The organism is Pseudomonas sp. S5D5, assembly GCF_003013355.1.
In the GTDB taxonomy this organism is placed as follows: Bacteria; Pseudomonadota; Gammaproteobacteria; order Pseudomonadales; family Pseudomonadaceae; genus Aquipseudomonas; species Aquipseudomonas aylmerensis.
Map to the genome: position 1 here is coordinate 5,208,976 of NZ_PTEO01000001.1, position 21,871 is coordinate 5,230,846.

The 21,871-nt window shown below is 63.3% G+C and carries 23 protein-coding genes and 1 tRNA gene; 13 read left to right on the forward strand and 11 right to left on the reverse strand.

Translation table 11 applies throughout. The features are described from left to right. Nucleotides 1-13 precede the first annotated feature (13 nt). Both C9990_RS23735 and C9990_RS23740 read left to right on the forward strand, forming a co-directional pair. Nucleotides 14-1,318 (forward strand): MFS transporter, encoded by a 1,305-nt coding sequence (locus tag C9990_RS23735; protein ID WP_065899377.1) that lies wholly within the window; start codon nt 14-16, stop codon nt 1,316-1,318. Continuing rightward, nucleotides 1,318-2,076 carry a substrate-binding domain-containing protein gene (locus C9990_RS23740; RefSeq protein WP_106804851.1) on the forward strand — a complete coding sequence of 253 codons (759 nt, stop codon included), beginning with the start codon at nt 1,318-1,320 and terminating at the stop codon, nt 2,074-2,076. Before C9990_RS23735 ends, C9990_RS23740 begins: the two co-directional genes overlap by 1 nt. Here C9990_RS23740 and C9990_RS23745 read toward each other — a convergent pair. After that, entirely contained in the window at nt 2,068-2,970 is a 903-nt protein-coding gene (locus C9990_RS23745; protein ID WP_065899379.1) for a LysR family transcriptional regulator, read from the reverse strand. The genes C9990_RS23740 and C9990_RS23745 overlap by 9 nt on opposite strands. A gap of 333 nt (nt 2,971-3,303) precedes the next feature. On the opposite strand from C9990_RS23745, the gene C9990_RS23750 reads away from it, so the two are divergent. The 7 genes from C9990_RS23750 (at nt 3,304) to C9990_RS23780 (ending at nt 9,667) form a co-directional block, all read left to right on the forward strand. Beyond that, nucleotides 3,304-4,155 (forward strand): STAS domain-containing protein, encoded by an 852-nt coding sequence (locus C9990_RS23750; protein ID WP_106804852.1) that lies wholly within the window; start codon nt 3,304-3,306, stop codon nt 4,153-4,155. A gap of 2 nt (nt 4,156-4,157) precedes the next feature. Then, nucleotides 4,158-4,520, forward strand: coding sequence for an STAS domain-containing protein (locus C9990_RS23755; RefSeq protein WP_106804853.1), 363 nt, complete (start codon nt 4,158-4,160; stop codon nt 4,518-4,520). Then, entirely contained in the window at nt 4,517-4,921 is a 405-nt protein-coding gene (locus C9990_RS23760) for an ATP-binding protein (protein ID WP_065899382.1), read from the forward strand. The genes C9990_RS23755 and C9990_RS23760 overlap by 4 nt, the downstream gene beginning before the upstream one ends. Further along, nucleotides 4,912-5,919, forward strand: coding sequence for an ATP-binding protein (locus C9990_RS23765; protein ID WP_106804854.1), 1,008 nt, complete (start codon nt 4,912-4,914; stop codon nt 5,917-5,919). Before C9990_RS23760 ends, C9990_RS23765 begins: the two co-directional genes overlap by 10 nt. Beyond that, nucleotides 5,912-6,775 carry a sensor histidine kinase KdpD gene (locus C9990_RS23770; protein WP_065899383.1) on the forward strand — a complete coding sequence of 288 codons (864 nt, stop codon included), beginning with the start codon at nt 5,912-5,914 and terminating at the stop codon, nt 6,773-6,775. The genes C9990_RS23765 and C9990_RS23770 overlap by 8 nt, the downstream gene beginning before the upstream one ends. Further along, nucleotides 6,765-8,699 (forward strand): response regulator, encoded by a 1,935-nt coding sequence (locus tag C9990_RS23775; RefSeq protein WP_106804855.1) that lies wholly within the window; start codon nt 6,765-6,767, stop codon nt 8,697-8,699. The genes C9990_RS23770 and C9990_RS23775 overlap by 11 nt, the downstream gene beginning before the upstream one ends. An 83-nt stretch (nt 8,700-8,782) precedes the next feature. Continuing rightward, complete coding sequence (locus C9990_RS23780; RefSeq protein ID WP_106805710.1) at nt 8,783-9,667, forward strand: hypothetical protein; 885 nt, start codon at nt 8,783-8,785, stop codon at nt 9,665-9,667. Nucleotides 9,668-9,801: 134 nt separating this feature from the next. Here C9990_RS23780 and C9990_RS23785 read toward each other — a convergent pair whose 3' ends face one another. The 3 genes from C9990_RS23785 to C9990_RS23795 form a co-directional block, all read right to left on the reverse strand. Beyond that, a complete protein-coding gene (locus C9990_RS23785) occupies nt 9,802-10,827 on the reverse strand; it encodes a histone deacetylase family protein (protein WP_106804856.1) in 1,026 nt (341 codons plus the stop codon). 78 nt (nt 10,828-10,905) lie between these two features. After that, nucleotides 10,906-12,135 (reverse strand): Zn-dependent hydrolase, encoded by a 1,230-nt coding sequence (locus C9990_RS23790; RefSeq protein ID WP_106804857.1) that lies wholly within the window; start codon nt 12,133-12,135, stop codon nt 10,906-10,908. A 13-nt stretch (nt 12,136-12,148) separates the two neighbouring features. Continuing rightward, nucleotides 12,149-13,468: an MFS transporter gene (locus C9990_RS23795; RefSeq protein ID WP_106804858.1), complete on the reverse strand. Its 1,320-nt coding sequence runs from the start codon at nt 13,466-13,468 to the stop codon at nt 12,149-12,151. Between the two features lie 157 nt (nt 13,469-13,625). On the opposite strand from C9990_RS23795, the gene C9990_RS23800 reads away from it, so the two are divergent. From C9990_RS23800 to C9990_RS23810, 3 genes are all read left to right on the forward strand, one after another. Then, nucleotides 13,626-14,567, forward strand: a complete 942-nt coding sequence (locus tag C9990_RS23800) for a LysR family transcriptional regulator (protein ID WP_106804859.1) — start codon at nt 13,626-13,628, stop codon at nt 14,565-14,567. Nucleotides 14,568-14,679: 112 nt separating this feature from the next. Further along, complete coding sequence (locus C9990_RS23805) at nt 14,680-15,501, forward strand: SDR family NAD(P)-dependent oxidoreductase (RefSeq protein WP_106804860.1); 822 nt, start codon at nt 14,680-14,682, stop codon at nt 15,499-15,501. Between the two features lie 18 nt (nt 15,502-15,519). Next, the gene (locus C9990_RS23810) at nt 15,520-16,539 is read left to right on the forward strand and encodes an AraC family transcriptional regulator (protein ID WP_106804861.1); all 1,020 of its coding nucleotides are present in this window, start codon (nt 15,520-15,522) and stop codon (nt 16,537-16,539) included. Nucleotides 16,540-16,541: 2 nt separating this feature from the next. Here C9990_RS23810 and C9990_RS23815 read toward each other — a convergent pair whose 3' ends face one another. The 5 genes from C9990_RS23815 to C9990_RS23835 all read right to left on the reverse strand — a co-directional run bounded on the left by C9990_RS23815 (nt 16,542) and on the right by C9990_RS23835 (nt 19,414). Further along, nucleotides 16,542-17,309 (reverse strand): anti-sigma factor, encoded by a 768-nt coding sequence (locus C9990_RS23815; RefSeq protein ID WP_106804862.1) that lies wholly within the window; start codon nt 17,307-17,309, stop codon nt 16,542-16,544. Next, a complete protein-coding gene (locus C9990_RS23820) occupies nt 17,306-17,803 on the reverse strand; it encodes an RNA polymerase sigma factor (RefSeq protein ID WP_106804863.1) in 498 nt (165 codons plus the stop codon). The genes C9990_RS23815 and C9990_RS23820 overlap by 4 nt, the downstream gene beginning before the upstream one ends. A gap of 60 nt (nt 17,804-17,863) precedes the next feature. Then, nucleotides 17,864-18,391: a tetratricopeptide repeat protein gene (locus C9990_RS23825; protein ID WP_106804864.1), complete on the reverse strand. Its 528-nt coding sequence runs from the start codon at nt 18,389-18,391 to the stop codon at nt 17,864-17,866. Between the two features lie 72 nt (nt 18,392-18,463). After that, nucleotides 18,464-19,015, reverse strand: a complete 552-nt coding sequence (locus C9990_RS23830; protein WP_065899392.1) for a cytochrome b — start codon at nt 19,013-19,015, stop codon at nt 18,464-18,466. Between the two features lie 144 nt (nt 19,016-19,159). Then, nucleotides 19,160-19,414: a hypothetical protein gene (locus C9990_RS23835; protein WP_106804865.1), complete on the reverse strand. Its 255-nt coding sequence runs from the start codon at nt 19,412-19,414 to the stop codon at nt 19,160-19,162. Nucleotides 19,415-19,693: 279 nt separating this feature from the next. On the opposite strand from C9990_RS23835, the gene C9990_RS23840 reads away from it, so the two are divergent. Then, nucleotides 19,694-20,920 (forward strand): MFS transporter, encoded by a 1,227-nt coding sequence (locus C9990_RS23840; protein WP_065899394.1) that lies wholly within the window; start codon nt 19,694-19,696, stop codon nt 20,918-20,920. A 61-nt stretch (nt 20,921-20,981) separates the two neighbouring features. Here C9990_RS23840 and C9990_RS23845 read toward each other — a convergent pair. Both C9990_RS23845 and purC read right to left on the reverse strand, forming a co-directional pair. Beyond that, nucleotides 20,982-21,071, reverse strand: a tRNA-Ser gene (locus C9990_RS23845). An 83-nt stretch (nt 21,072-21,154) separates the two neighbouring features. Continuing rightward, entirely contained in the window at nt 21,155-21,868 is a 714-nt protein-coding gene (gene purC, locus C9990_RS23850) for a phosphoribosylaminoimidazolesuccinocarboxamide synthase (protein WP_016971341.1), read from the reverse strand. Nucleotides 21,869-21,871: the final 3 nt, after the last annotated feature.

Here is a 21,871-nt window from a genome sequence, read left to right on the forward strand (position 1 = left end):
GAGACACAAAACCATGACTAGCCCTACCCGGCCCGACTCTGCCCGTTCGAAAGTTGGTGCGGTATTCCGCGTTACTTCGGGCAACTTCCTCGAACAGTTCGACTTCTTTCTGTTCGGTTTCTACGCCACCTATATCGCTGCCGCGTTCTTCCCCGCCGCTAATGAGTTTGCGTCATTAATGATGACCTTCGCCGTATTCGGCGCAGGCTTCCTGATGCGTCCGTTGGGCGCGATCATCCTGGGTGCCTACATCGATGACGTCGGTCGCCGCAAAGGGCTGATCGTGACCCTGTCGATCATGGCCAGCGGCACGTTGCTGATCGTGCTGGTGCCGGGTTACCACACCATTGGCCTGTGGGCGCCGTTGCTGGTGCTGCTCGGCCGTCTGCTGCAAGGCTTCTCGGCAGGCGCGGAACTGGGCGGCGTGTCCGTCTACCTGTCCGAAATGGCCACCCCGGGCCGCAAAGGCTTCTACACCAGCTGGCAGTCGGGCAGCCAACAGATCTCCATCGTGGTCGCCGCCGCGCTCGGCTATGGCCTGAACGTGTGGATGGAGCCTTCGGTGGTAGCCGATTGGGGCTGGCGCATTCCGTTCGCCATCGGTTGCGTGATCATTCCGTTCATCTTCCTGCTGCGTCGCAACCTGCAAGAGACCGAAGAGTTCGCCAACCGCAAACATCGCCCGAGCATGCGTGAAGTGCTGGCGACCCTGGTGAAGAACTGGACCGTGGTCATCGGCGGCATGCTGATGGTCGCCATGACCACCACCGCGTTCTACCTGATCACCGTGTACGCGCCGACCTTCGGCAAGACCGTGCTGCAACTGAGCACCTCGGATGCGCTGCTGGTGACCCTGCTGGTGGCGGTGTCGAACTTTGTCTGGCTGCCGATCGGTGGCACCTTGAGTGACCGCTTTGGCCGCAAACCGGTGCTGATCGCCATGACGGTACTGACCGTTCTCACGGCTTATCCGGCGCTGTCCTATGTGGTGAATGCACCGAGCTTCGCCCACATGCTCGAAACCCTGCTGTGGTTCTCGTTCCTCTACGGCATGTACAACGGCGCGATGATCCCGGCGCTCACCGAAATCATGCCGGTGGAAGTGCGCGTGGCGGGCTTCTCGCTGGCCTACAGCCTGGCGACTGCGATCTTCGGTGGTTTCACCCCGGCGATCTCCACCTGGTTCATCCACATCACCGAAGACAAGGCCTCGCCGGCCTACTGGATGATGTTTGCCGCCCTGTGCGCCCTGTGCTCGACCCTGGCGCTGTACCGTCGCGCCAACACTCGCGGGCAGGTGATGCAGGGGGCGGCATGATGAAGCCGCTGCTCACGACCCTGACGGCCCTGGCCCTCGGCGTGCTGGCGCTGACGGCACAGGCCGAGGAACTCAAGGTGATGACCTCCGGCGGTTTTACCGCCGCCTACAAATTGCTCGGCCCGCAGTACGCCAAGCAAAGCGGTGACAGCCTGGATACCATCCTCGGCCCGTCGATGGGCAAGGCGCCGGAAGCGATTCCCAACCGCCTGGCCCGTGGCGAACACGCCGACGTGGTGATCATGGTCGGCTACGCCCTCGATGACCTGATCAAGCAGGGCAAGGTCGATCCGGCCTCCCGTGTCGAATTGGCTGACTCGCGCATCGGCCTGGTGGTCAAGGACGGCGCGCCCAAGCCTGCGATCGGCACCGACGCCGAACTCAAGGCGGTGCTGCTCAAGGCCAAGTCCGTGGCGTATTCGGACAGCGCCAGCGGTGTGTATGTCGAGAAGGAGTTGTTCAAGAAACTCGGCATGCCGGCCAAAGGCACGATGGTCGAACGCATTCCGGTGGCCGAGAAGGTCGCCAAGGGTGACTACGAGGTGGGCTTGCAACAGGTCGCGGAATTGTTGCCGGTACCGGGTGTGACCTACGTCGGCAAGATCCCGGAAGACGTGCAATCGGTGACGCGTTTTGCCGCGGGCATTCCGGTCAACGCCGAACACCCGACGCAGGCCAAGGCGCTGCTGCGCTACCTGGCGTCGCCCGAAGCCCAACCGGTGGTGCAATCGACCGGGCTGGACTCGGTATCACACTGACCGAAACGGTGTCTCGCGCACCAACCGCTCCAACTCCAGCGCCGCCGGTGGCAACGTCCGCCCGCGGCGCTTGATCAAGCCCACATTGCGCATCACCTGCGGCTCCACCAACGGCACGCTCAGCAGGATCGGGTGATCGCTCGCCGGCATCGCAATCGATGGCACCATCGCCACGCCCAACCCCGCCTCCACCAGCCCGATCATCGTGGTCACGTGGTGCGTCTCGCAGATACTCGGTTTTTTCACCCGCACCCCGCGCAGGGCCTGGTCCAGCAGGAAGCGGTTGCCCGAGGTCTTGTCCACGGTGATGTAGTCGTGCTCGTAGGCTTCGGCCCAGGTCACGCTGTCGCGCCCGGCCAGCGGGTGGTCACGCCGACAGGCCAGCACATAGCGCTCCTGCAGCAGCAACTCGAACTCCACCTCATCGGCCAGGCTGCCGCTGAAACTCACGCCGAAATCCGCCTCGCCGCTTTCCACCGCGTTGCACACCTCACCGGCGCTGGCGTCGAGCACCCGCAGGCGAATCTTCGGATAGAGCTTGTGGAATTCGGAGATCACGTGGGGCATGAAGTAGTACGCGGTGGACGGCACGCAGGCGATGGTCACGTTGCCCATGCGCGTGGAGGCGACGTTGCTGATGCCCATCAGGGCGACGTCAAGGTCATCGAGCATGCGTTCGACCTGCGGCAGGAACGCGCGGCCGACCATGGTCAGGCTGACCCGCCGCGTGGTGCGTTCGAACAGCTTCACATCCAGCGCGGACTCAAGCTTCTCGATACGGCGACTGAGCGCCGGCTGCGAGATGCGGATAGCTTCGGCGGCGCCGCGAAAACTGCCCTTGTCTACCACGGCGCGGAAGGCTTGGAGGTCGTTGAGGTCGAAGTTGATGATCACGGGAGGCGGCCAGTTGAGTCGGGGTGGGGGGCATTATCGTCCTAGAGACGATGGGGCGCCATGATTGTGAAGGGCAAGCGTGTTGGGGTGAGCAGGCTTGCCACGATCAAAAAGTCCACTTGCCCCATGCGGTTGATTTGCCAGCGAACGCCGCGTCACCGCACCTAAATTTTCGAGCCTGCAGAGACCTTTCCCGTGTCAACCCCAAAACCCGCTGGAGCGCCCAATCCATAGGGCCTCTACGAATTGAACGAAAACACTCGAAACAATTCAAAACAGTCCGTTTTAGTATAAATTGCATGCCATTCACCCAGGCATTCAAGGAGATTCCCCGTGGCAACTTTGCAAGCTCACACCATTCAGGCGCTCCACACCCATCGCCCTACCCTGCTGACCGAGTGGGTTGCCAGCCTTGAAGCTTCGGGGGCCACACGCAACGTCAAGGGTGAGGACGCCAAGCAACAGGCCAACGACTTCCTCAACCTGCTGATCGCGGCATTGCAGCAAGGCGGTTCCCAGCAGGTCGGCCAGGAAAACTGGGCCGAGACCCGCGTGTTCCTGGAAAAGCTCTCCCACAGCCGTGCCCTGGTCGGCCAGGACTCGCAGCAGACCGCCAGCTTTATCTTCGCCCTCAAGGGTCCGTTGTTCGCCTTGCTGCAGCGTGAATACGCCGAGCAACCGACGCAACTCGCCGAACAGCTGTGGGAAATCTCCGAGTTGCTCGACGCACTGGGCATGCACACCATCCGTACGTTCCAGAAATCCCGTGAGTCGGTGATCAAGCGCCAGCAGGAAGAATTACTCGAACTCTCTACCCCGGTGGTCAAGCTGTGGGACGGCGTACTGGCCCTGCCGATGATCGGCACCCTGGATTCGCAACGCACCCAGGTGGTCATGGAGTCGCTGTTGCAGCGCATCGTCGACACCGGCTCGGAAATTGCCATTATCGACATCACCGGCGTGCCGACCGTAGACACCCTGGTGGCCCAGCACCTGCTCAAAACCGTGACCGCCATCCGCCTGATGGGTGCCGACTGCATCATCAGCGGCGTGCGTCCGCAAATCGCCCAGACCATCGTGCACCTGGGCCTCGATCTGCAGGGCGTGGTCACCAAGGCCAACCTGGCCGATGCGCTGGCGCTGGCCCTGAAGCGCCTGGGCGTCACCATCAGCAAGGCTGTTTAAGTATGGAACGCATCCCTATTTTGCAGATGGGCGAATTCCTGCTGGTGACCATCCAGGTCGACATGCATGACCAACTCGCACTGACGTTGCAGGACGACCTGTCCGAACGCATCAGCCGCACCTCGGCGCGTGGCGTGTTGATCGATATCTCGGCACTCGACATGGTCGACTCGTTCATCGGTCGCATGATCGGCACCATTTCCGGCCTGTCGCGCATCATGGATGCCCAGACCGTATTGGTCGGCATGCAGCCGGCCGTGGCCATCACCCTGGTGGAACTGGGCATGACCCTGCCCGGCGTGGCGACCGCGTTGAACGTCGAGCGCGGCATGAATCTGCTGCGTGACCGGGTAGACCACTCATGACCCAGGCCAGCAGCGGCACCCACCCGGTGCTCATCGAACAGGACGTGGTGCTGGCCCGACAATTGGTGCGCAAGCTGGCCCAGGAATGCGGCATGCGCTTGATCGACCTGACCAAACTGGTCACCGCCGTCAGCGAGTTGGCGCGCAATACCGTGGTCTACGGCGGCGGCGGTCATATGGATTGGGCCGTGGTCGAGAAAGACCACCGCCCCGGCCTGCGCCTGACCTTTCGCGATGAAGGCCCCGGCATCCCCGACCTCAAGCTGGCGATGACCGACGGCTGGACCTCCGGCAGCGGCCTGGGCCTGGGCTTGACCGGCGCCAAGCGCCTGGTCGACGAGTTCGAACTGGACACCGCACCCGGCAAGGGCACCCGCGTGACGATCACCCGATGGACGTGAACATTCCCAGCGCCCTGACCCAGGTGCTGTTGATCGAAGACGTCAGCCAGGTCGGCTACGCACGGCGTACCGCGCAACAATTCGCCGAGCAGTTGGGCTTTGACGAAACCGATGCCGGTCGCGTCGCGCTGGTGGCTACCGAGCTGGCCAGCAATATCCTCAAGCATGCCGCCCATGGCGAGTTGCATCTGCGCGCCACCGGCAACCAGGGCGTGGAGCTAATCGCCGTGGACCGTGGCCAGGGTTTCGACCTGGACAGCTGCCTGGTGGATGGGTTTTCCACCGGCGGCACCCAGGGCATCGGCATGGGCGCGATCTCCCGCGTGGCCCAGGTCTTCGATGTGTACGCCGACCAACGCGGCACGGCGATGCTGGCGCGGCTGTACCCACGGGCGGCCGGCGCGAAGGACATTCGCTACGGCGTCAGCCAGCATTCCCTGCACCACGACCCGGCCTGCGGCGATGCCTGGCACCTGGCAATCCAACCGGGCCGCTTCAGCGTGATGGTGGCGGACGGCCTGGGTCATGGCAGCGAGGCCGAACGGGCCGCGCGCGCCGGTGAGGAAGTGTTCGCCCATGACGCGTTCCTCGACGCCGGCGTGTTGTTCAACGACCTGCATATTGGCATGACCGGCACCCGCGGCGGCGCCGTGGCGGTCGCGCAATACGACGCCACGGCCGACAGCCTGCGCTTTACCGGAGTGGGCAATATCGGCGCCAGCCTGATCGGTCCCGGCAAGTCGCGCGGGCTGGCGTCTCATCCGGGCATTGTCGGCGTGCAGTTTCGCAAGGCGCAGCCCTTCGACTACGCTGAGGTCAGCGGCCAGTTGCTGATTCTCTACAGCGACGGCCTGCAGTCACGCTGGAACCTTGCCGACTATCCTGGGCTTTCTCACCGCCACCCCGCCCTGATTGCCGCCATTTTGCACCGTGATTTCTGTCGCGGACGGGATGACGTCACCGTCTTCGTGATTGCCCTGGAGGCCATCGATGGCTGAAGCCACTGTTTCCCTCGCCGATGAAGTGCTGCGCCTGCGCCAGGAAGCGGAGGCGTTGCGCGCGGAGTTGGACGAGACCAACCAGGGTGTCCTGGCGCTGTATGCCGAGCTGGACATGCAGGCTGATCAACTGCGCCAGGCCTCGGACCTGAAAAGCCGCTTCCTGTCGTACATGAGCCATGAATTCCGCACGCCGCTGGGCTCGATCCTCAGCATCACCAGCCTGCTGGCCGATGAACTCGATGGCCCGCTGAGCCCGGAGCAACACACCCAGGTGGGGTTTATCCGCAGTTCGGCGCGCGAACTGCGCGAAATGGTCGACGATTTGCTCGACCTGGCCAAGATCGAGGCGGGCCGTATCACTATCTCGCCGGCCTGGTTCGATATGTTCGACCTGTTCTCGGCCTTGCGCGGCATGTTCCGGCCGATTGTCGACGCGTCATCGGTGGACCTGATCTTCGAAGAGCCCGTCGGCTTGCCCAAGCTCTACACCGATGACAAGAAGCTTGCGCAGATCCTGCGCAACTTCATTTCCAATGCCCTCAAGTTCACCGTGCAAGGCGAGGTCCGCGTGTCGGCGCAACGGGTCGGCGAGGCAGAAATCCGCTTTGCCGTACAGGACACCGGCCTGGGCATTCCCGCCCAACTGCACAGCAACCTGTTCGAAGATTTTTCGCAGATCGACTCGCCACTGCAAAAACGCCTGCGCGGCACCGGGCTGGGCCTGTCGCTGTGCAAGCGTTTTGCCGAGCTGCTTGGCGGCCGGGTCGGCGTAGAAAGTACTCCCGGCGTGGGCTCGATGTTCTTTGTGATCATTCCTCTCTCTATCGCTGGCGGACCCGTCGATGAATCGTGACATTCAACTGCTGATCGTCGACGACAATGCCGCCACCCGCTACGCCCTGCGGCGGCGCCTGGAAAGCCACGACTATCACGTGCTCGAAGCCGGCACCGGCCAGGAGGGGCTGGACCTGATCGCCCGCGAAAAGATCGACGGGCTGATCCTCGACGTCAACCTGCCGGACATGAGCGGCTTCGACATCGTGCGGGTGTTGCGCGCCGACCCGGTCACCGCCTTGCTGCCCGTGGTGCATGTGTCGGCGGCTTCCATCGAGACCGGCGACATCATCACCGGCCTGGATGCCGGCGCCGATGCCTACCTGATCCATCCGGTCGACCCCGATGTGCTGCTCGCGACCCTGCGCACCCTGCTGCGCGTGCGTGACACCGAATACGCGTTGCGCGAGAGCGAGGCGCGGTTTCGCGAGATCTTTTTCAATATCAGCGCGCCGATTGCGGTGATGGACGCACAGCTCAAGGTGCACGAATGCAACCACGCGTTCGCCCAATTGATTCACGACAACCTCAACCCGGACGCCCTGCTCGAGTGCTTCGCCGCCGACCAGCTCACGGTACTCCAGGAGCTGTGCCAGCGCCTGGCCGCCGGTGAGCGCTGGAAAGGCACGCTGCAGATGAAGGTCGACGGCCAGTTGCGCGAAACCGAGTGGCAGATTTCACCCTATCGCCGCGCCGAATTGAGCCTGGTGTTTGTCGAGGACGTGACCGAACACCGCCACCGTGAACGTCATCAGCAGGCCGAACTGGCCAACGCCACCACCCAACTGGCGCGCACCGAGGCGCAGCTGTTGCAGGCGCAGAAAATGGATGCCCTGGGCAAGCTCACCGGTGGCATCGCGCATGACTTCAATAACCTGCTGACCGGGATCATCACCAGCCTGGAGCTGATCAAGAAACGCATCGACAGCCAGCGCACCGACAAGGTCATGGGTTACGCCGATGCGGCCTTGAGTTCGGCGCTGAGTGCCGCCGGCCTGACCAACCGCCTGCTCGCCTTCGCCCGCCAGCAGCCGCTGGACACGCGGCCGATCGACATCAATGCACATATCCGCTCGCTGGAAGAACTGCTGGTGCGCACCATCGGCGAACATATCGCGCTGAAGCTCGAACTGACCAACAACCCCGCCGTGGCAATGGTCGACCCGATCCAGCTGGAAAGCGCCGTGCTCAACCTGGTGATCAACGCCCGCGATGCGCTGCCCAAAGGCGGCAATATCTGGGTGACCACCTACCCGGCCTATTCCAACGGCAACCTGAAACTGGAAAACGGCCCCTATATCGCCCTGTCGGTACGCGACAACGGCGTGGGTATCGAGCACAGCGTCATCGACAAGGTCTTCGACCCGTTCTTCACCACCAAGCCCCTGGGCCAGGGTACCGGGCTGGGCCTGTCGACCATTTATGGCTTCGCGCGCCAGTCCGGCGGCGACGCACAGATCCGCAGCGTGACCCGCCAGGGCACCGAAGTGACCATCATGCTGCCCGCCGCCAGCGGTCCCGCCAGCACGGCGACCAGGCCGGTTGCAGCCCCCGGCCAGAGCAGCGGCGAACACGTGTTGATCGTCGAGGATATGCCCTCGGTGCGCAGCTTTGTCGCCGAGGTGCTGGTCGATGCCGGCTACCGCTGCAGCCTGGCCGCCGATGGCGACGAAGCCGTCACCAGCCTGCGCAACGACCCGAGCATCGACCTGCTGCTGACCGATGTCGGGCTGCCCTACATGAACGGGCGCGAGCTGGCCGACATCGCACGCGAAATGCACCCCGCGCTGCCGATTCTGTTCATGACCGGCTACGCCGAGAACGCGGCAAATCGCCAGAGCTTTCTCGGTGCAGGCATGGACCTGATCTCCAAGCCGTTCCATATCGACGAGTTGCTGGAGAAGATCCGCCGTGGCCTGGATGGCGCGGCAGGCGCCGGATAAAGGGGACATCGCGCAATTGCCGGGTGATGTTCGGCGGCATGCTTGGTAACGTGGTCGACCTTTCGATCCGTCGGCGCCAAGCAATGATCCGAATCCTGAAAACCGCAGTGTGCACACTCGTCCTGGTGTGCACCGCCGCCCTGGGCTTTTTTGCCTGGCAGACTTACTACCCGGTCAGCGCCAGCGGCCAGTGGCATTACCAGGTACTGCACACGGACGTGGCCAAGGCCGCCTCGCTGATGCCCCTGGACGACGGCTCGCTGATGGTCAGCCAGGAACTCGACGACGGCAAGGGCAGCATCGTGCGCATCCACCCCGACGGCAGCCGCGAAGTGGTGGTGGGCAACCTGTCCAAGCCCGACGGCATGTTTGCCACGCGCGGTGGCTGGGTGTTCAGCCAGGAAGCCCTCGATTCGCCCGTCAGTTTCCTCAAGGACGGCCACGTCACCGAACTGTTCAGGGGCCAGAACGTGCAAGGCCTGTGGGACGACGGCGACTACCTGTATGCCATGGAAGACCGGCGCGACGAGGGCCGTGTGCTGCGTTATCGCTGGAGTGACCAGAGCCTGAGCGTCGTACGCACGGGCATGGACGAAGGCGAATCGATCATCCGCTGCAGCGACGGGCGCATGCTCTACACCAAAAAGAAGGAAGGCATGGTGCGCGAGCTGACCGAGGACGGCAGCGACCCGATGGTCGTGGACGGGCTGAACCAGCCGACGTTCCTGATGTGTGATGCGCGGGGCCTGTGGATCAACGAAGACGCCACGCACCGCGCGCGTTTGCTGCTGATCGACAAGCAGGGGCACCGGCAGACGATCCTGTCATTCCTGAAAGCGCCGCAGTCGATTGTGCCGACGACTCGTGGCACTTACCTGTTGGCCGAAGGTGGGCGTGACCGGGTACTGGAATTGACGCCGCCCATGGCGCATGTTGCGGTGGGCGACGATGGCGCTTCGACGCGTTGATTGTGATCGGGAAGTTGCTATCCCGGCAGAACGCCTGGTCAAACCGTTCAAGCCCCCCGTGACCGCCCCCTCATGACATGCCACGTGACGATCACAACGCGAGATCGTCACGCAGGTGCCACGTCACTCTTGCCTTACTTCACCCAAGCCTGTGGCCCATCGAAAAACGCCTGCGCATTCGCGTCCAGCGTCTCCAGGTGATAGCCGCCCTCCTGCACGATCACACACGGCAAGCCCAGCCCGCGGATGCATTCGCCCAACCGCGCGAAGCCTTCGCGCGTCACCGCGACTTTGCTCTGCGGGTCCAACTCGTAGATATCGAAGCCCAGCGACAGCACCAGCACATCGGCCGAAAAGTCCTTCAGCGCCTTCAACGCCACTTCAAGCTTGTCGAAGAACACGGCCTCACTGGCGCCATGAGGCATCGGCAGGTTGAGGTTGAAACCTTCACCCGCCGCGCTGCCACGCTCTTCGGCGAAGCCGGCGACACCGGGATAGAAGTTGGTCGGGTCGCCGTGGATCGACACGTAGAGCACGTCGTCGCGCGTGTAGAAAATCTCCTGGATGCCCTGGCCATGGTGCATGTCGGTGTCGAGCACGGCAACACGCTGGAAGCCGTCGCGCAACACCTGCGCGGCCACGGCTGCGTTGTTGATGTAGCAGAACCCGCCTGCCGCCTCGAAACGCGCGTGATGCCCCGGTGGCCGGCATAACGCGTAGGCAGCCGGGGCGCCGTCGAGAATGTCCCGGGCGGCGGCAACCGCGCTTTGCGCCGACCAGTAGGCCGAGCGCCAGGTGAGTTCGCCGACCGGGCAACTGCCATCGGCGAGGTAGCGCGCGGCCTGGGCAAGGATGCCGCGCAGGGCGTTGGGCTCGCGCACGAAGATGTTCGACATGACTTCGTCGCCCCAGTCTTCGGGGATTTCTTTCCAGCGCTGATGGGCTTCCTGCAGGAACGTCAGGTAAGGCGCACCGTGCACGGCAAGCAGCGGCTCAAGGCCGTGGTCGGCCGGCTGCTGGATGTCGAACCCAAGAGTCTGCGCGGCCTGCAGCAGGTTGCGCGCGCGCTCGGGGACCTCCTGCGGCGTGCGCATCTGGCCACGGGAGTAATAGCTGCGTGGATGGTGCAGCAGTTGTTCGGGGTGGAAAAAAGTACGCATGGCAATCTCCTCAATACACAGGGTTGCGGGTAGACGCTGCCCACAGGTGAGCTTCTTCAATCTTCCCGAACGGTGTTGTCAGTCGGCCCGGCCGGCGCGTTGCAACACGGCGTTGAGCAATACATCGGTGCCCAGGCGCACGTCCTCGGGCAACACATCTTCGGCTTCGTTGTGGCTGAGGCCGCCGACGCAGGGGATGAAGATCATCGCGGTCGGGCAATAGCGCGCCAGGTGGATGGCATCGTGGCCAGCACCGCTGACGATTCGTTGCTGACTGTAGCCCAGCGCATCCACCGCGGTTTGCACGCAGGCCACGCATTCGACGTCGAAGGGCGTGGCCGGGCTGACCCAGTGCGGGGTGACGGTGACGGTGAGCCCGCGTTGTTCAGCGATGGCCTGCAACTGTTGGCGCACCTGTTGCTCCATGGCGTCGATAGCGCTGTCGCGGTGATGACGCAGGTCGACCGTGAAATTCAGCAGGCCGGGGATGGTATTGCGCGACGATTTGGCAATGCTCAACTCACCGACGGTGGTGAGGCCCTCGGGGGCAAAATCGGCGGCCAATTGCTCCAGCGCCTGGATCATCCGGGCCGCGCCATACAGCGCATCTTTGCGCAGCGGCATCGGCGTGGTGCCGGCATGCGCGGCCATGCCTTCGACGCGCACGTCGAGCCAGCGAATCGCCTGGCCGCCGGTCACCACGCCGATGCTCTTGGCGTTGTCTTCCAGGATCGGGCCTTGTTCGATATGCGCTTCGAAGTACGCATCCACCGCGCCGCCCAGCGGGCGCGCGCCGTTATAGCCGGTGGCGCGCAGGGCCTCGGCCACGCTGATACCGTCGACATCGGTCGTGGCCAGCGCCGGGGCCAGCGCCAGGCTGCCGGTGAATACCGCCGAACCGAGCATGGCCGGGGTAAAACGCGCGCCCTCCTCGTTGGTCCACACCGCAATCTCCAGCGGTTTGCGGGTCCGGATGCCCTGGTCGTCGAGGCTGCGGATCACTTCGAGGCCGGCCAGTACGCCGTAGACGCCATCAAAGCGCCCGCCTTCCGGCTGGGTGTCGAGGTGACTGCCGATCATCACCGGGGCGGCGTCCTTGTCCGTGCCGGCGCGCCGGGCGAAGAGGTTGCCGATGGCGTCCACGCTGAGGGTCAGCCCGGCAGCGCTACACCAGTGACTGAACAGCTCGCGACCGGCCCGGTCTTCGGCACTCAAGGCCAGCCGGCAACTGCCGCCGCGCGCAGTGGCACCGATCTCGGCCATGGCCATCAGGCTGGCCCACAGGCGTTCGCCGTTAATCTTCAACATGCTGCAATCTCCCTCAGGCACTCTGTGCCATTTCAATTCGGTGCGCGCTGGCGTGGCGGCGCGACAAGGCCAATACGCACACCAGCGACACCGCCGCGATCAGGCTGTAGAACACTGCCATCGGCCACCATTGGCCCTGGTATTCGTGGGCCAGCCACGTGCCGATCAATGGCGTCAGGCCACCGGCCAGCGCACCGCACACCTGATAAGCCAGGGAGATGGCGGTGTAGCGCACACGGGTTTCGAACAGGCCGCTGACAAAGCCTGCGATCACCGCATAAAACGAGGCCATGCACACCACTGCCAAGGCGATGCCGAGGATGATCAACGGCGCCTGGCCACTGCTCACCAGCACGAACATCGGATAAGGCGAGGCCATTGCCAGCACGGTCATCGCACACAGGAAACGCGTGGCACCAACCTTCTCTGCCACCCAGGCCGCCAGGGGCTGGACACAGAATTGAATGATTGCCACGAAGAACAGGCACTCCAGGATCAGCGAGCGCGGTAGGCCCAATTGCTGAGTGCTGTAGGCAATCATGAAGGTGTTGGTGAAATACACCCCGGCAATCCCCAGGGTATTGGCACCGATGCACAGCAACAGTGGGCGCCAGGCGGTTTTCAGCACTTCGATCACCGGGGCCTGGTCCTGCTTGATTGCCCGGGCTTTTTCCGCGAGGGCCTTGTCTTCGAGGAACTCAGGCGACTCGTTGACGCCAAGGCGAATCGCCAGGCCGACCACCAGCAGCAAGGCGCTGGCGAGGAACGGCAGGCGCCAGCCCCAACTGAGCAAGTCTTCTTCAGGCAAACGGGTGACTGCGCTGAACGCCAGCAGGGACAGGATCAACCCCGCCGGGCTGCCCAGTTGCGCGAAGGACGCGAAGAAGTTACGCCGCCCTTTCGGCGCGTGCTCGCCGGCCATCAACACCGCCCCGCCCCACTCGCCGCCGACGGCAATGCCTTGCACCACCCGCAACAGCACCAGCAAGACCGGTGCTGCGGCGCCGATCTGCGCATAGGTCGGCAACAGGCCGATGCAGACGGTGACCACGCCCATCATCACCAGGGTGATCACCAGGGATTTCTTGCGGCCGATCCGGTCGCCGATATGGCCGAACACAATGCCGCCCAAGGGCCGCGCGAAGAAACCCACGGCGAAGGTGCCGAACGCGGCCATGGTGCTGAACAGTTTGTCTTCGGAAGGGAAAAACAGTTGGCCAAACACCAGTGCAGCGGCGGTGGCGTAGATGTAGAAATCGTACCACTCGATCATGGTGCCGATAAAAGCGGCGGCCGCAGCACGGCGGGGCTGGGGCGAAGCGGAAGGCTTCATGGGCGGGCTCCTTTGGTTATTTTTTTGGCAGGAGAAAGGTCAAGCGCAGGCGCTCTTATGGCGCTTGTCGAGGAGGATTTTTCGTCTCGGGGCTATGATTAGTCAATTTTCTATTTATTATTCTGATTATAAATCCTGCTTATGATCGAGCCCGCGCATGTCCGAAACCCGCCGCGATATTCACCCGCTGCTCAACGACCGGCTGGACTGGAACCTGCTGCGCACCTTTCGCGTGATCGGCCAGGAGCTGAGCATCAGCCGCGCCGCCGCGCGCCTGCACCTGACGCAACCGGCGATCAGCCAGGCGCTCAAACGCCTGGAAGAACAACTCGACTGCCAACTGATCGTGCGCCGTGGCCCGCGCTTTGTACTGACCGAAGCCGGCGAACAGATTTTCGCCATCGCCGGCGAGATGTACGGCCAGGTCTCGCAGATGAGCAACGCCCTGCAAAAACCCGGCGATGAAGTAATCGGCAAAGTGCGCCTGCTGATGATCAGCCGCATCAACTCAGAGACCTTTGATGACTTCCTCACGGGCTTCCACCGCGAACATCCGCGGGTCGACCTCGAGGTCGAGGTGATGCGCAGCTCCGACATCGTCGCCGCCCTGCTGGAAAAAACCGCGACACTCGGGCTGAGCCTCAATCGCCGGCCGCAGCCGCGCCTGGAGCAGCACCTGTTCCTGCGTCAACGCTACGCATTCTTTTGCGGGCGCCACCACCCGCTGTTTGGCCGTACCGGTTTGGCCGAAGGTGATTTGCAGTCGGAGAACTTCGTCAGTTTCACCAGCGACCAGATCGGCGGGATGCTCTCGCCACTGACCATCTTTCGCGATCAGCAAGGCTTCAGCGGGCGCATCGTGGCGTCGTCCTCCAGCCTGGAAGAAGTGCGGCGCCTGGTGATCGCCGGATTCGGCCTGGGGTGCCTGCCGATCCATGTGGTGGCGGACGACGTCAAAAACGGGCTGCTGTGGCGGCTGCCGCCCGATGAAGGGATCGCCGATGTGGACATTCACCTGTTGTGGAATCGCGAACAGAAGATGAGTCGGGCCGAGACGGTGTTTATCGAGAGCCTGGCCGGGCGCTTGACCCGCGAATAATTGGCGTCTTTTGCAAGTCACTTGGCGCCCTTCTGCTAGTGCCTGGACCGCGTTCATCGACCATCCTGGGTGCCCAGGCTGCTTGAGCCGCCCGAAACGAAGAGGTGTTCGCATGTCCAAGATCTGGTTTATCACTGGCAGTTCCCGTGGCCTTGGCCGCGCCATCACCGAAGCGGCCTTGCGCGCCGGCGATCGTGTGGCGGCCACTGCACGCACTCCCCGCCAACTGGATGAACTGGTGGCCGAGTACGGTGACGCAATCTACCCACTGCAGCTGGATGTGACCGACAACCTTCAGGTGCTAAAGGCTGTGGAGGCCGCCGTGGCACACTTCGGTCGCCTGGATGTGGTGGTCAACAACGCGGGGTATGGCGACCTGGCGTCGGTCGAGGATGTCACCCTGGAGGACTTCTCGGCACAGATCGACACCAACTTCTATGGTGTCGTGCACGTCAGCAAGGCCGTGGTGCCGATCCTGCGCGCCCAGGGTCGCGGGCATATCTTTCAGGTATCGTCGTTGGGCGGGCGGATTGGCATGGCGGGCCTGGCGGCGTACCAGAGTGCCAAATGGGCCGTGGGCGGCTTTTCAACCGTGCTGGCGCAAGAGGTCAACCCGCTGGGCGTGCAGGTGACGGTGCTGGAACCGGGCGGCATGCGTACCGACTGGTCGGGCAGCTCCATGACGATTGCGCCGATCAGTGCGCCCTATCAGCAAAGTGTCGGTGCACTGGTTGAGTTGCTCAACTCCCCCGGCATTCTGCCGACCGGGCCGGAGCGGGTGGCCGAGATCGTGCTCGAACTGGCCCTGCGTGAAGACGCGCCCCTGCGCCTGTTGATCGGCAGCGACGCGGTGCAATATGCCGCGCGAGCGGCGGCGGACCTGGCAGCTTCCGACGAGAAATGGCATGACCTCAGTGTGTCAGCCTCCGATTGATTGAAACAAAGGTGGTCCATGTCTGACGCACGCCAATCGCGCTTCAACATTCCGCAGGTGTTCTGGCACGCCCTGACAACCATCGGGCTGGAGCCTGCAGCGGTGTTACGCCAGGCACGGCTGCCAATGACCCTGCACTTGGGCGAGCGCGGTGATCGTCGCCACGTCAGCACCGAGGAATATTTTCGCCTGTGGGAAGCCGTGGGCGTGCTCAATCCCGACCCGGCTGCCGGCGTCCTGCTGGTCACCCAGTTGGACAGCAGCGCCCTGCCGCCGTCCAGTTTTGCCGCGTTCATCGCCCGTGACTTTCGCGATGGCCTGCATCGCCTCGCACGCTTCAAGCAACTGTGTACGCCCGAACGCGTGCAGGTGACCGAGGACGGCGCGACCTGCACGGTCACCCTCGACTGGCTGCGCAGCCAGCAGCCGCCACCGCGGCTGTTGATCGACGCGGCGTTTGCGACGTTTGTCGAGCTGGGCCGGCGCGGCTCGGGGGTGCACATCACGGCGCGCCGTGTTGAACTGGCCCGCCCCCGGAGCAACAGCCCGGCACTGGCGGAGTTTTTCGGCTGTGCCATTCGTTTCGGTGCCGCGCGCAATGCCTTGGTGCTCGATACCGCCGACCTCAAACGGCCCTTCCCCAGCCATAACCCGGAACTGCTCGACCTGCTGAACCCGGCCCTGGTGGCGGCGTTGGCCGAAGCGACCGCGCCGGCCACGATCAGCCACCAAGTGAAAAGCACCCTCAAGCGTCTCTTCGCCAGTGGTCGCCCGGAGATGGTCGACGTGGCCCGCGAACTGGGCCTGAGCGAACGCACCTTGCAGCGGCGCATGACCGAGGAAGGCACGGGCTTTCGACAATTGCTGCTGGAGAGCCGCCAGGAGGTGGTGCGCCATCTGCTGGCGGAGCCGTCGATCGAAATAGACGAGATCGCCTGCCTGCTCGGTTACGAAGACACCAACTCGTTTTATCGCGCGTTTCGCACCTGGGAAGGCACCACGCCCACGCGTTGGCGCGCCCTGCAGACCCGTCACTGAGATCAGGCCGGCAAGCTGCGCTCGACGCTGCTGGCCATGATCTGCAAATCTTCGAAAGGGTTTCGGCCGATCAGCATGAAGGCATGGGACGCGCTGGCCCAATACACCACGTTCATGCCTCGGCGCTGCTCGGTGGCGAAAGTCGCCGGGGCTCTTTTGTTGGCCGTGATGCACAGCGCCAGTGGACCGTGGCGGGGATCCAGGTAAGTCAGTTGGCCGATGATCACGCCGTCATAGTCCAGGCTCTGCGCCCGCCGGAACTCGGCGCCGGGCAAGGCCACGGCAGCAGGCGACAACGGCAGGCCCAGTTGCGTGCCCACCGCGCTGAGTTGCGCGAGGTGGGCAGCCGGGTCCGCGCTGAGATTGTCCAGGGTCTGCGGCGTGTACAACGCCATGTATTCAGCCACCGAGGCGCGCCAGCCCTGGCCGGGTTCCCCACGCGGCCAGGCCAGGAACAGGCGATCGGCGACCACGCCGGCCACCGCGAACCCTGCGGCCACGGCGAGGAAACGGCGGCGACTCAAGGCGGGGACCGCTGCCGGCGGCAAGGCGTTGAGCATCGCCTGCAGGCCGTCGGTCGGCGCTTGATCCAGCACGCTGTCGAACGCGTCCTTGAACGGCATATCAGCGCACCGCAGCACCTCCAGGCGCGCAGCGACCGCGGGGTGAGCGTGGATCTGGTCGGCGATGACCCGGCGCTGGTCGGGGTCCAGTTCTCCATCCAGATAAGCCACCAACTGCTCATCGCAAGGCAGGTGTGTGTGAGTCATCGGCGTTCTCCACTGGCGGGTTCGGCGTGGGCTTTTGCCGGGGCCGTCTCGGCCAGCCTGGCGCGTGCGGCCGCGAGCCGACTCATGACTGTGCCGACCGGTATTTGCAGGACATCGGCAATTTCCTTGTATGAAAGCCCTTCGACATACGCCAGAAAAACCGTTTCTCGTTGCGCTTCGGGCAACCCGTTGACGCGCTTGATCACTTGCGCGGCGAGCACGTGATCCTGGGCCTGGCTTTCGCCATCGAATGACAACGCCTGCTCTGCATCGACAAAGCCCTGCCCCTGGCGAACCCGCTGCGAGCGCAGCTCGTTGAGCCAGATCGAGTGCATGATCGCCAGCAACCAGCGATCCAGCCGCGTGCCGGCGACAAATTGCCCGGCACGCTCCAGCGCCCGCACACAGGTGGCCTGCACCAGGTCCTCGGCCAGGTGCTTTTGTCGCGACAACACCAGGCCGTATCGCCATAAACGCGGCAACAACTGGCCCAATTCGCGACGAAAATCAGCCTCTCGAGTAATGGCGGCCCCCTGATCGTTCAGTCACCGACGTCATACCTGGGGCGCAGCAGTGATGGCCTCGGCTAGGTCTTCATATTCTTCGCAGGTGGTGCCGCACAGCGCCTTGATTTTCAGCAGCTGCTCCTGGGCCAGGTCCACCCGGCCCTTGATCACATAGGCCTCACCCAGGTATTCGCGGACCTGGGCGTAGTTGGGGTCCAACGCCACGGACTGCAGGTAATAGCCGATGCCTTCATCGGTCCGCCCCAGTTTGCGCGTGGCGTAGCCGCGGTAGTTGAGGGCCTTGGCGGTGTTGGGGTTGCTCAGGGTATCGAGCAAGGCCAGGGCTTCTTCATAGCGCCCGTCCTTGGCCAGGCGGTAGGCGTAGTCGGTCCGATCGGCATCCGACGTCGCCTTGCTGGTTTGCAGCACGCACTTGCCGGTCTTGGTGTCCCACACCTGGCCCTTCGGACAGTTCGGCTTGGGCGGCGCCGACTCATCGCCGGAAGCCCGGGCCTGGCCGGCGAGCAAGGCGACAGCCAGGCACGCACCGAAGAGCAGCGCGGTGCGATAAGTCATGGGGTGTTGGTGGCGAGTCTTCATGGTTGTCGTGCTCCGTAACGATGGGGAGATACAGCAGCAAACATCACTTCAAACAGCGTCCCGTGGGGCGGGCAGCATGCGGCGCAGCGTGTTGTCACGCTTGATGCTGTGGTGCCACAGCGCCGCACAGGCGTGCAGGCCAGCCAGCCCGATGATCGCCCACGCCACGGTGTCATGCAGACCGCCCAGCGTGCCGCGCCATGCGTGATCAATCGCAAACGGCGCGGGAACCGAAAACAGTCCGAAAAAGTTGAATGGCTCGCCCTGTGCCCAACGAAACAGGAACCCCAGGACAATCTGCGCCAGCAGCAACAGGTACAGGCAACCATGCGCCATTTTCGCCAGCAGGTTAAGCGCCGGGTGACTGTCGGCCTTGAGCCGGGTGCCGCCAGACAGCCGCCACGCGATCCGCGCGAGGATCAGTACCGCCAGGGCAATGCCCAGGGAGATATGCACCGACTGCAGGCCCTTGCGCAGCGGCGTGCCTTTTTCCAGGTTTTCCCAGATATGCGCACTGGCGAACATGAAGATCACCACGGCAGCGGTCAGCCAGTGGAAGGTGCGGGTCAGGCGGTCGTAGCGGTCTACAGGTGTGTTCATGGGCGCTTCCTGGGTGGTCTGTGGAGTGAACACCGCAGGAGGGGAAGTTATTCGGTGGGGCGCGAATAATTTATGCGCGCCTGTACGCAAACGAAAAAACCCCGCAGCGTGTTCAGCTGCGGGGCTTTTTTCATGACGTGTAACTCAGTTGCCGCGCTCTTTATTGGCTTGGGAAAGCACCGAGGCGGCCAGGGATTTGGTTTTCTCGCTGTAGTGGCCGCTCTGGAGGGCCTTCCCGGCTTTTTCCTCCATGTCGGCGCTGGTCTGCTTGTCGGTACCGCTCTGGGCCAATGCAGACGCCGCCAGGCTTTTGGCAATGGCCGAGGCGTTTGGATCAGTGAGGGTGTGCGCGGCCAGCGTGGCCATTTTGTCGGAGGTTTTTTTCGTGTTTTTGCTCATGATGCATTTCCTATGCAGTGTGGGAATTTCTACCTGAAAAACCGTGGGGCCCAAGATAGTGACTAACGCCACGGGTCGCAATGCATTGCCTGTAGGCTGCGTTGGAGATGCAGGTAAGAAAAACCCAACCGTCCTGTAGGGGCGTCGAATCGATTGCACTGATGGTTATTATCGAAACGAGCGCCTGTGTGATTGCCAGAGCCGATTCATATAATCGCCTCCACTTTCCCTCCCCCTCGCCTGACTTCAGGCGACATTCCCCTTCTGGAATCCAGCACCATGCCAAGCGCGAGCCAGGCCCCCAGCGGCCGTCCCGAACATAATCAACAGAGTGTCAAACAGCAGTGGCTGGCGATTCTCTCGGTCGCCGTGGGCGCCTTTGCCCTGGTCACCAGTGAGTTTCTGCCGGTGGGCGTCCTCAACGACGTCGCCAGCGACCTCGGCATCAGTGCCGGGCACGCCGGCCTGATGGTGACCCTGCCCGGTATCATGGCCGCCCTCGCCGCCCCGTTGCTGTCTGTCAGCATTGGCGCCATGGACCGTCGTTATCTGCTGATCGGCCTGACGCTGATCATGATCATCGCCAACTCGGTCGTGGCTTACGCCAGCGACTTCAGCCTCCTGCTGTTCGGCCGCGTCCTGCTGGGTATCAGCATCGGCGGCTTCTGGGCCACGGCAATCGCCCTCAGCGGCCGCCTCGCGCCCAAGGGCGTGGGCGTCGCGAAGGCCACCTCGATCATCATGATGGGCGTGACCCTGGCCACCGTACTCGGCGTCCCCGTGGGCACCTGGCTCAGCGGCCTGATGGGCTGGCGCATGACCTTCCTGGTCACCGCGCTGGTCGGCGTGCCGGTGCTGCTCGCGCAAGTCCTCCTGCTGCCCCGCCTGAAGCCGGAAAAGGCCATTCAAGTGCGTGACCTGCCCGCCTTGTTCATCAACCCGCAAGCACGGGTCGGATTGATCGCCGTCCTGCTGATCGGCCTGGCGCACTTCGCCGCCTACACCTACGTCGCGCCCTTCTTCAAAAACAGTTCGGGCTTTGACGGACCGACGATTGGCTCACTGTTGCTGCTCTACGGCGTGGCCGGGGTCATGGGTAATGTCTTCGCCGGCTTCGCCGCCAACCGCAGCGTGCGCCACACCTTGCTGTTGGTCGCACTCATGATCGGCACCAGCACCGCCCTGTTCCCCTACTTCGCCACCGGCATGACCGGCGCAGCGATGCTGATCGCCCTCTGGGGCTTCGCCTTCGGCGCCTTCCCGGCCTGCGCAAGTATCTGGATGTTTGTCGTGGCCCCCAAGGATGTCGAACGCGGCATGCCACTGTTCGTCGCCTTGTTCCAGGTGATCATCGCCCTGGGCTCGTTCTTCGGCGGCCGGATTGTCGACCAGATGGGCAGCGCGGTGCTGCTGAGCCTGGCCACGGCGTTGGTGGGCTGTGGGTTCGTGACGGTGCTGGTACTGGGGCGTCGTGTGAGTAATAGCCTGGTGGCCCAGCCGAGCTGATCAAACCGCAGAAACGAAAAAGCCCCGTAGCTTGTTCAGCTACGGGGCTTTTTCTATGTAATGGCGGAGAGATAGGGATTCGAACCCTAGGTACCGGTGAAGGTACAACGGATTTCGAATCCGTCCCATTCGGCCACTCTGGCATCTCTCCAACGGCGCGCATCATAACAGTGTGTTTCGCGGAAGCAAACCCCAAACGCGATTTTTTTCCGTGCTATCAGATGCTTGCGTCGATTAAAGCGGTACGCCGAGACGATTGGCGACTTCTTCGTAGGCTTCGATCACATCACCGAGGCCCTGGCGGAAGCGGTCTTTGTCCATCTTCTTCTTGGTGTCCTTGTCCCACAGGCGGCAGCCGTCCGGGCTGAATTCGTCGCCGAGGACGATGGAGCCATCGTGGAATACGCCGAATTCCAGCTTGAAGTCCACCAGCAGCAGCCCGGCGTCGTCGAACAGCTTGCTCAGCACCTCGTTGACCTTCAGGGACAACTCTTTCATGCGCGCCAGTTGCTCAGCGGTGCCCCAGCCGAATGCCACGACGTGGGATTCGTTGATGAACGGGTCGCCCTTGGCGTCGTCCTTCAGGAACAGCTCGAAGGTGTAGGGGTTGAGCTTGAGGCCCTCTTCCACGCCCAGGCGCTTGACCAGGCTGCCGGCGGCGTAGTTACGCACGACGCATTCCACCGGGATCATGTCCAGCTTCTTGACCAGGCACTCGTTGTCGCCCAGCAGTTTGTCGAATTGGGTCGGAATGCCGGCCGCTTCGAGTTTCTGCATGATGAAGGCGTTGAACTTGTTGTTCACCATGCCCTTGCGATCAAGCTGTTCGATGCGCTTGCCGTCGAACGCCGAAGTGTCGTTGCGAAACAGCAGGATCAGGCGGTTGGCGTCGTCGGTCTTGTAAACCGACTTGGCTTTGCCGCGGTAGAGTTCTTCACGTTTTTCCATGAT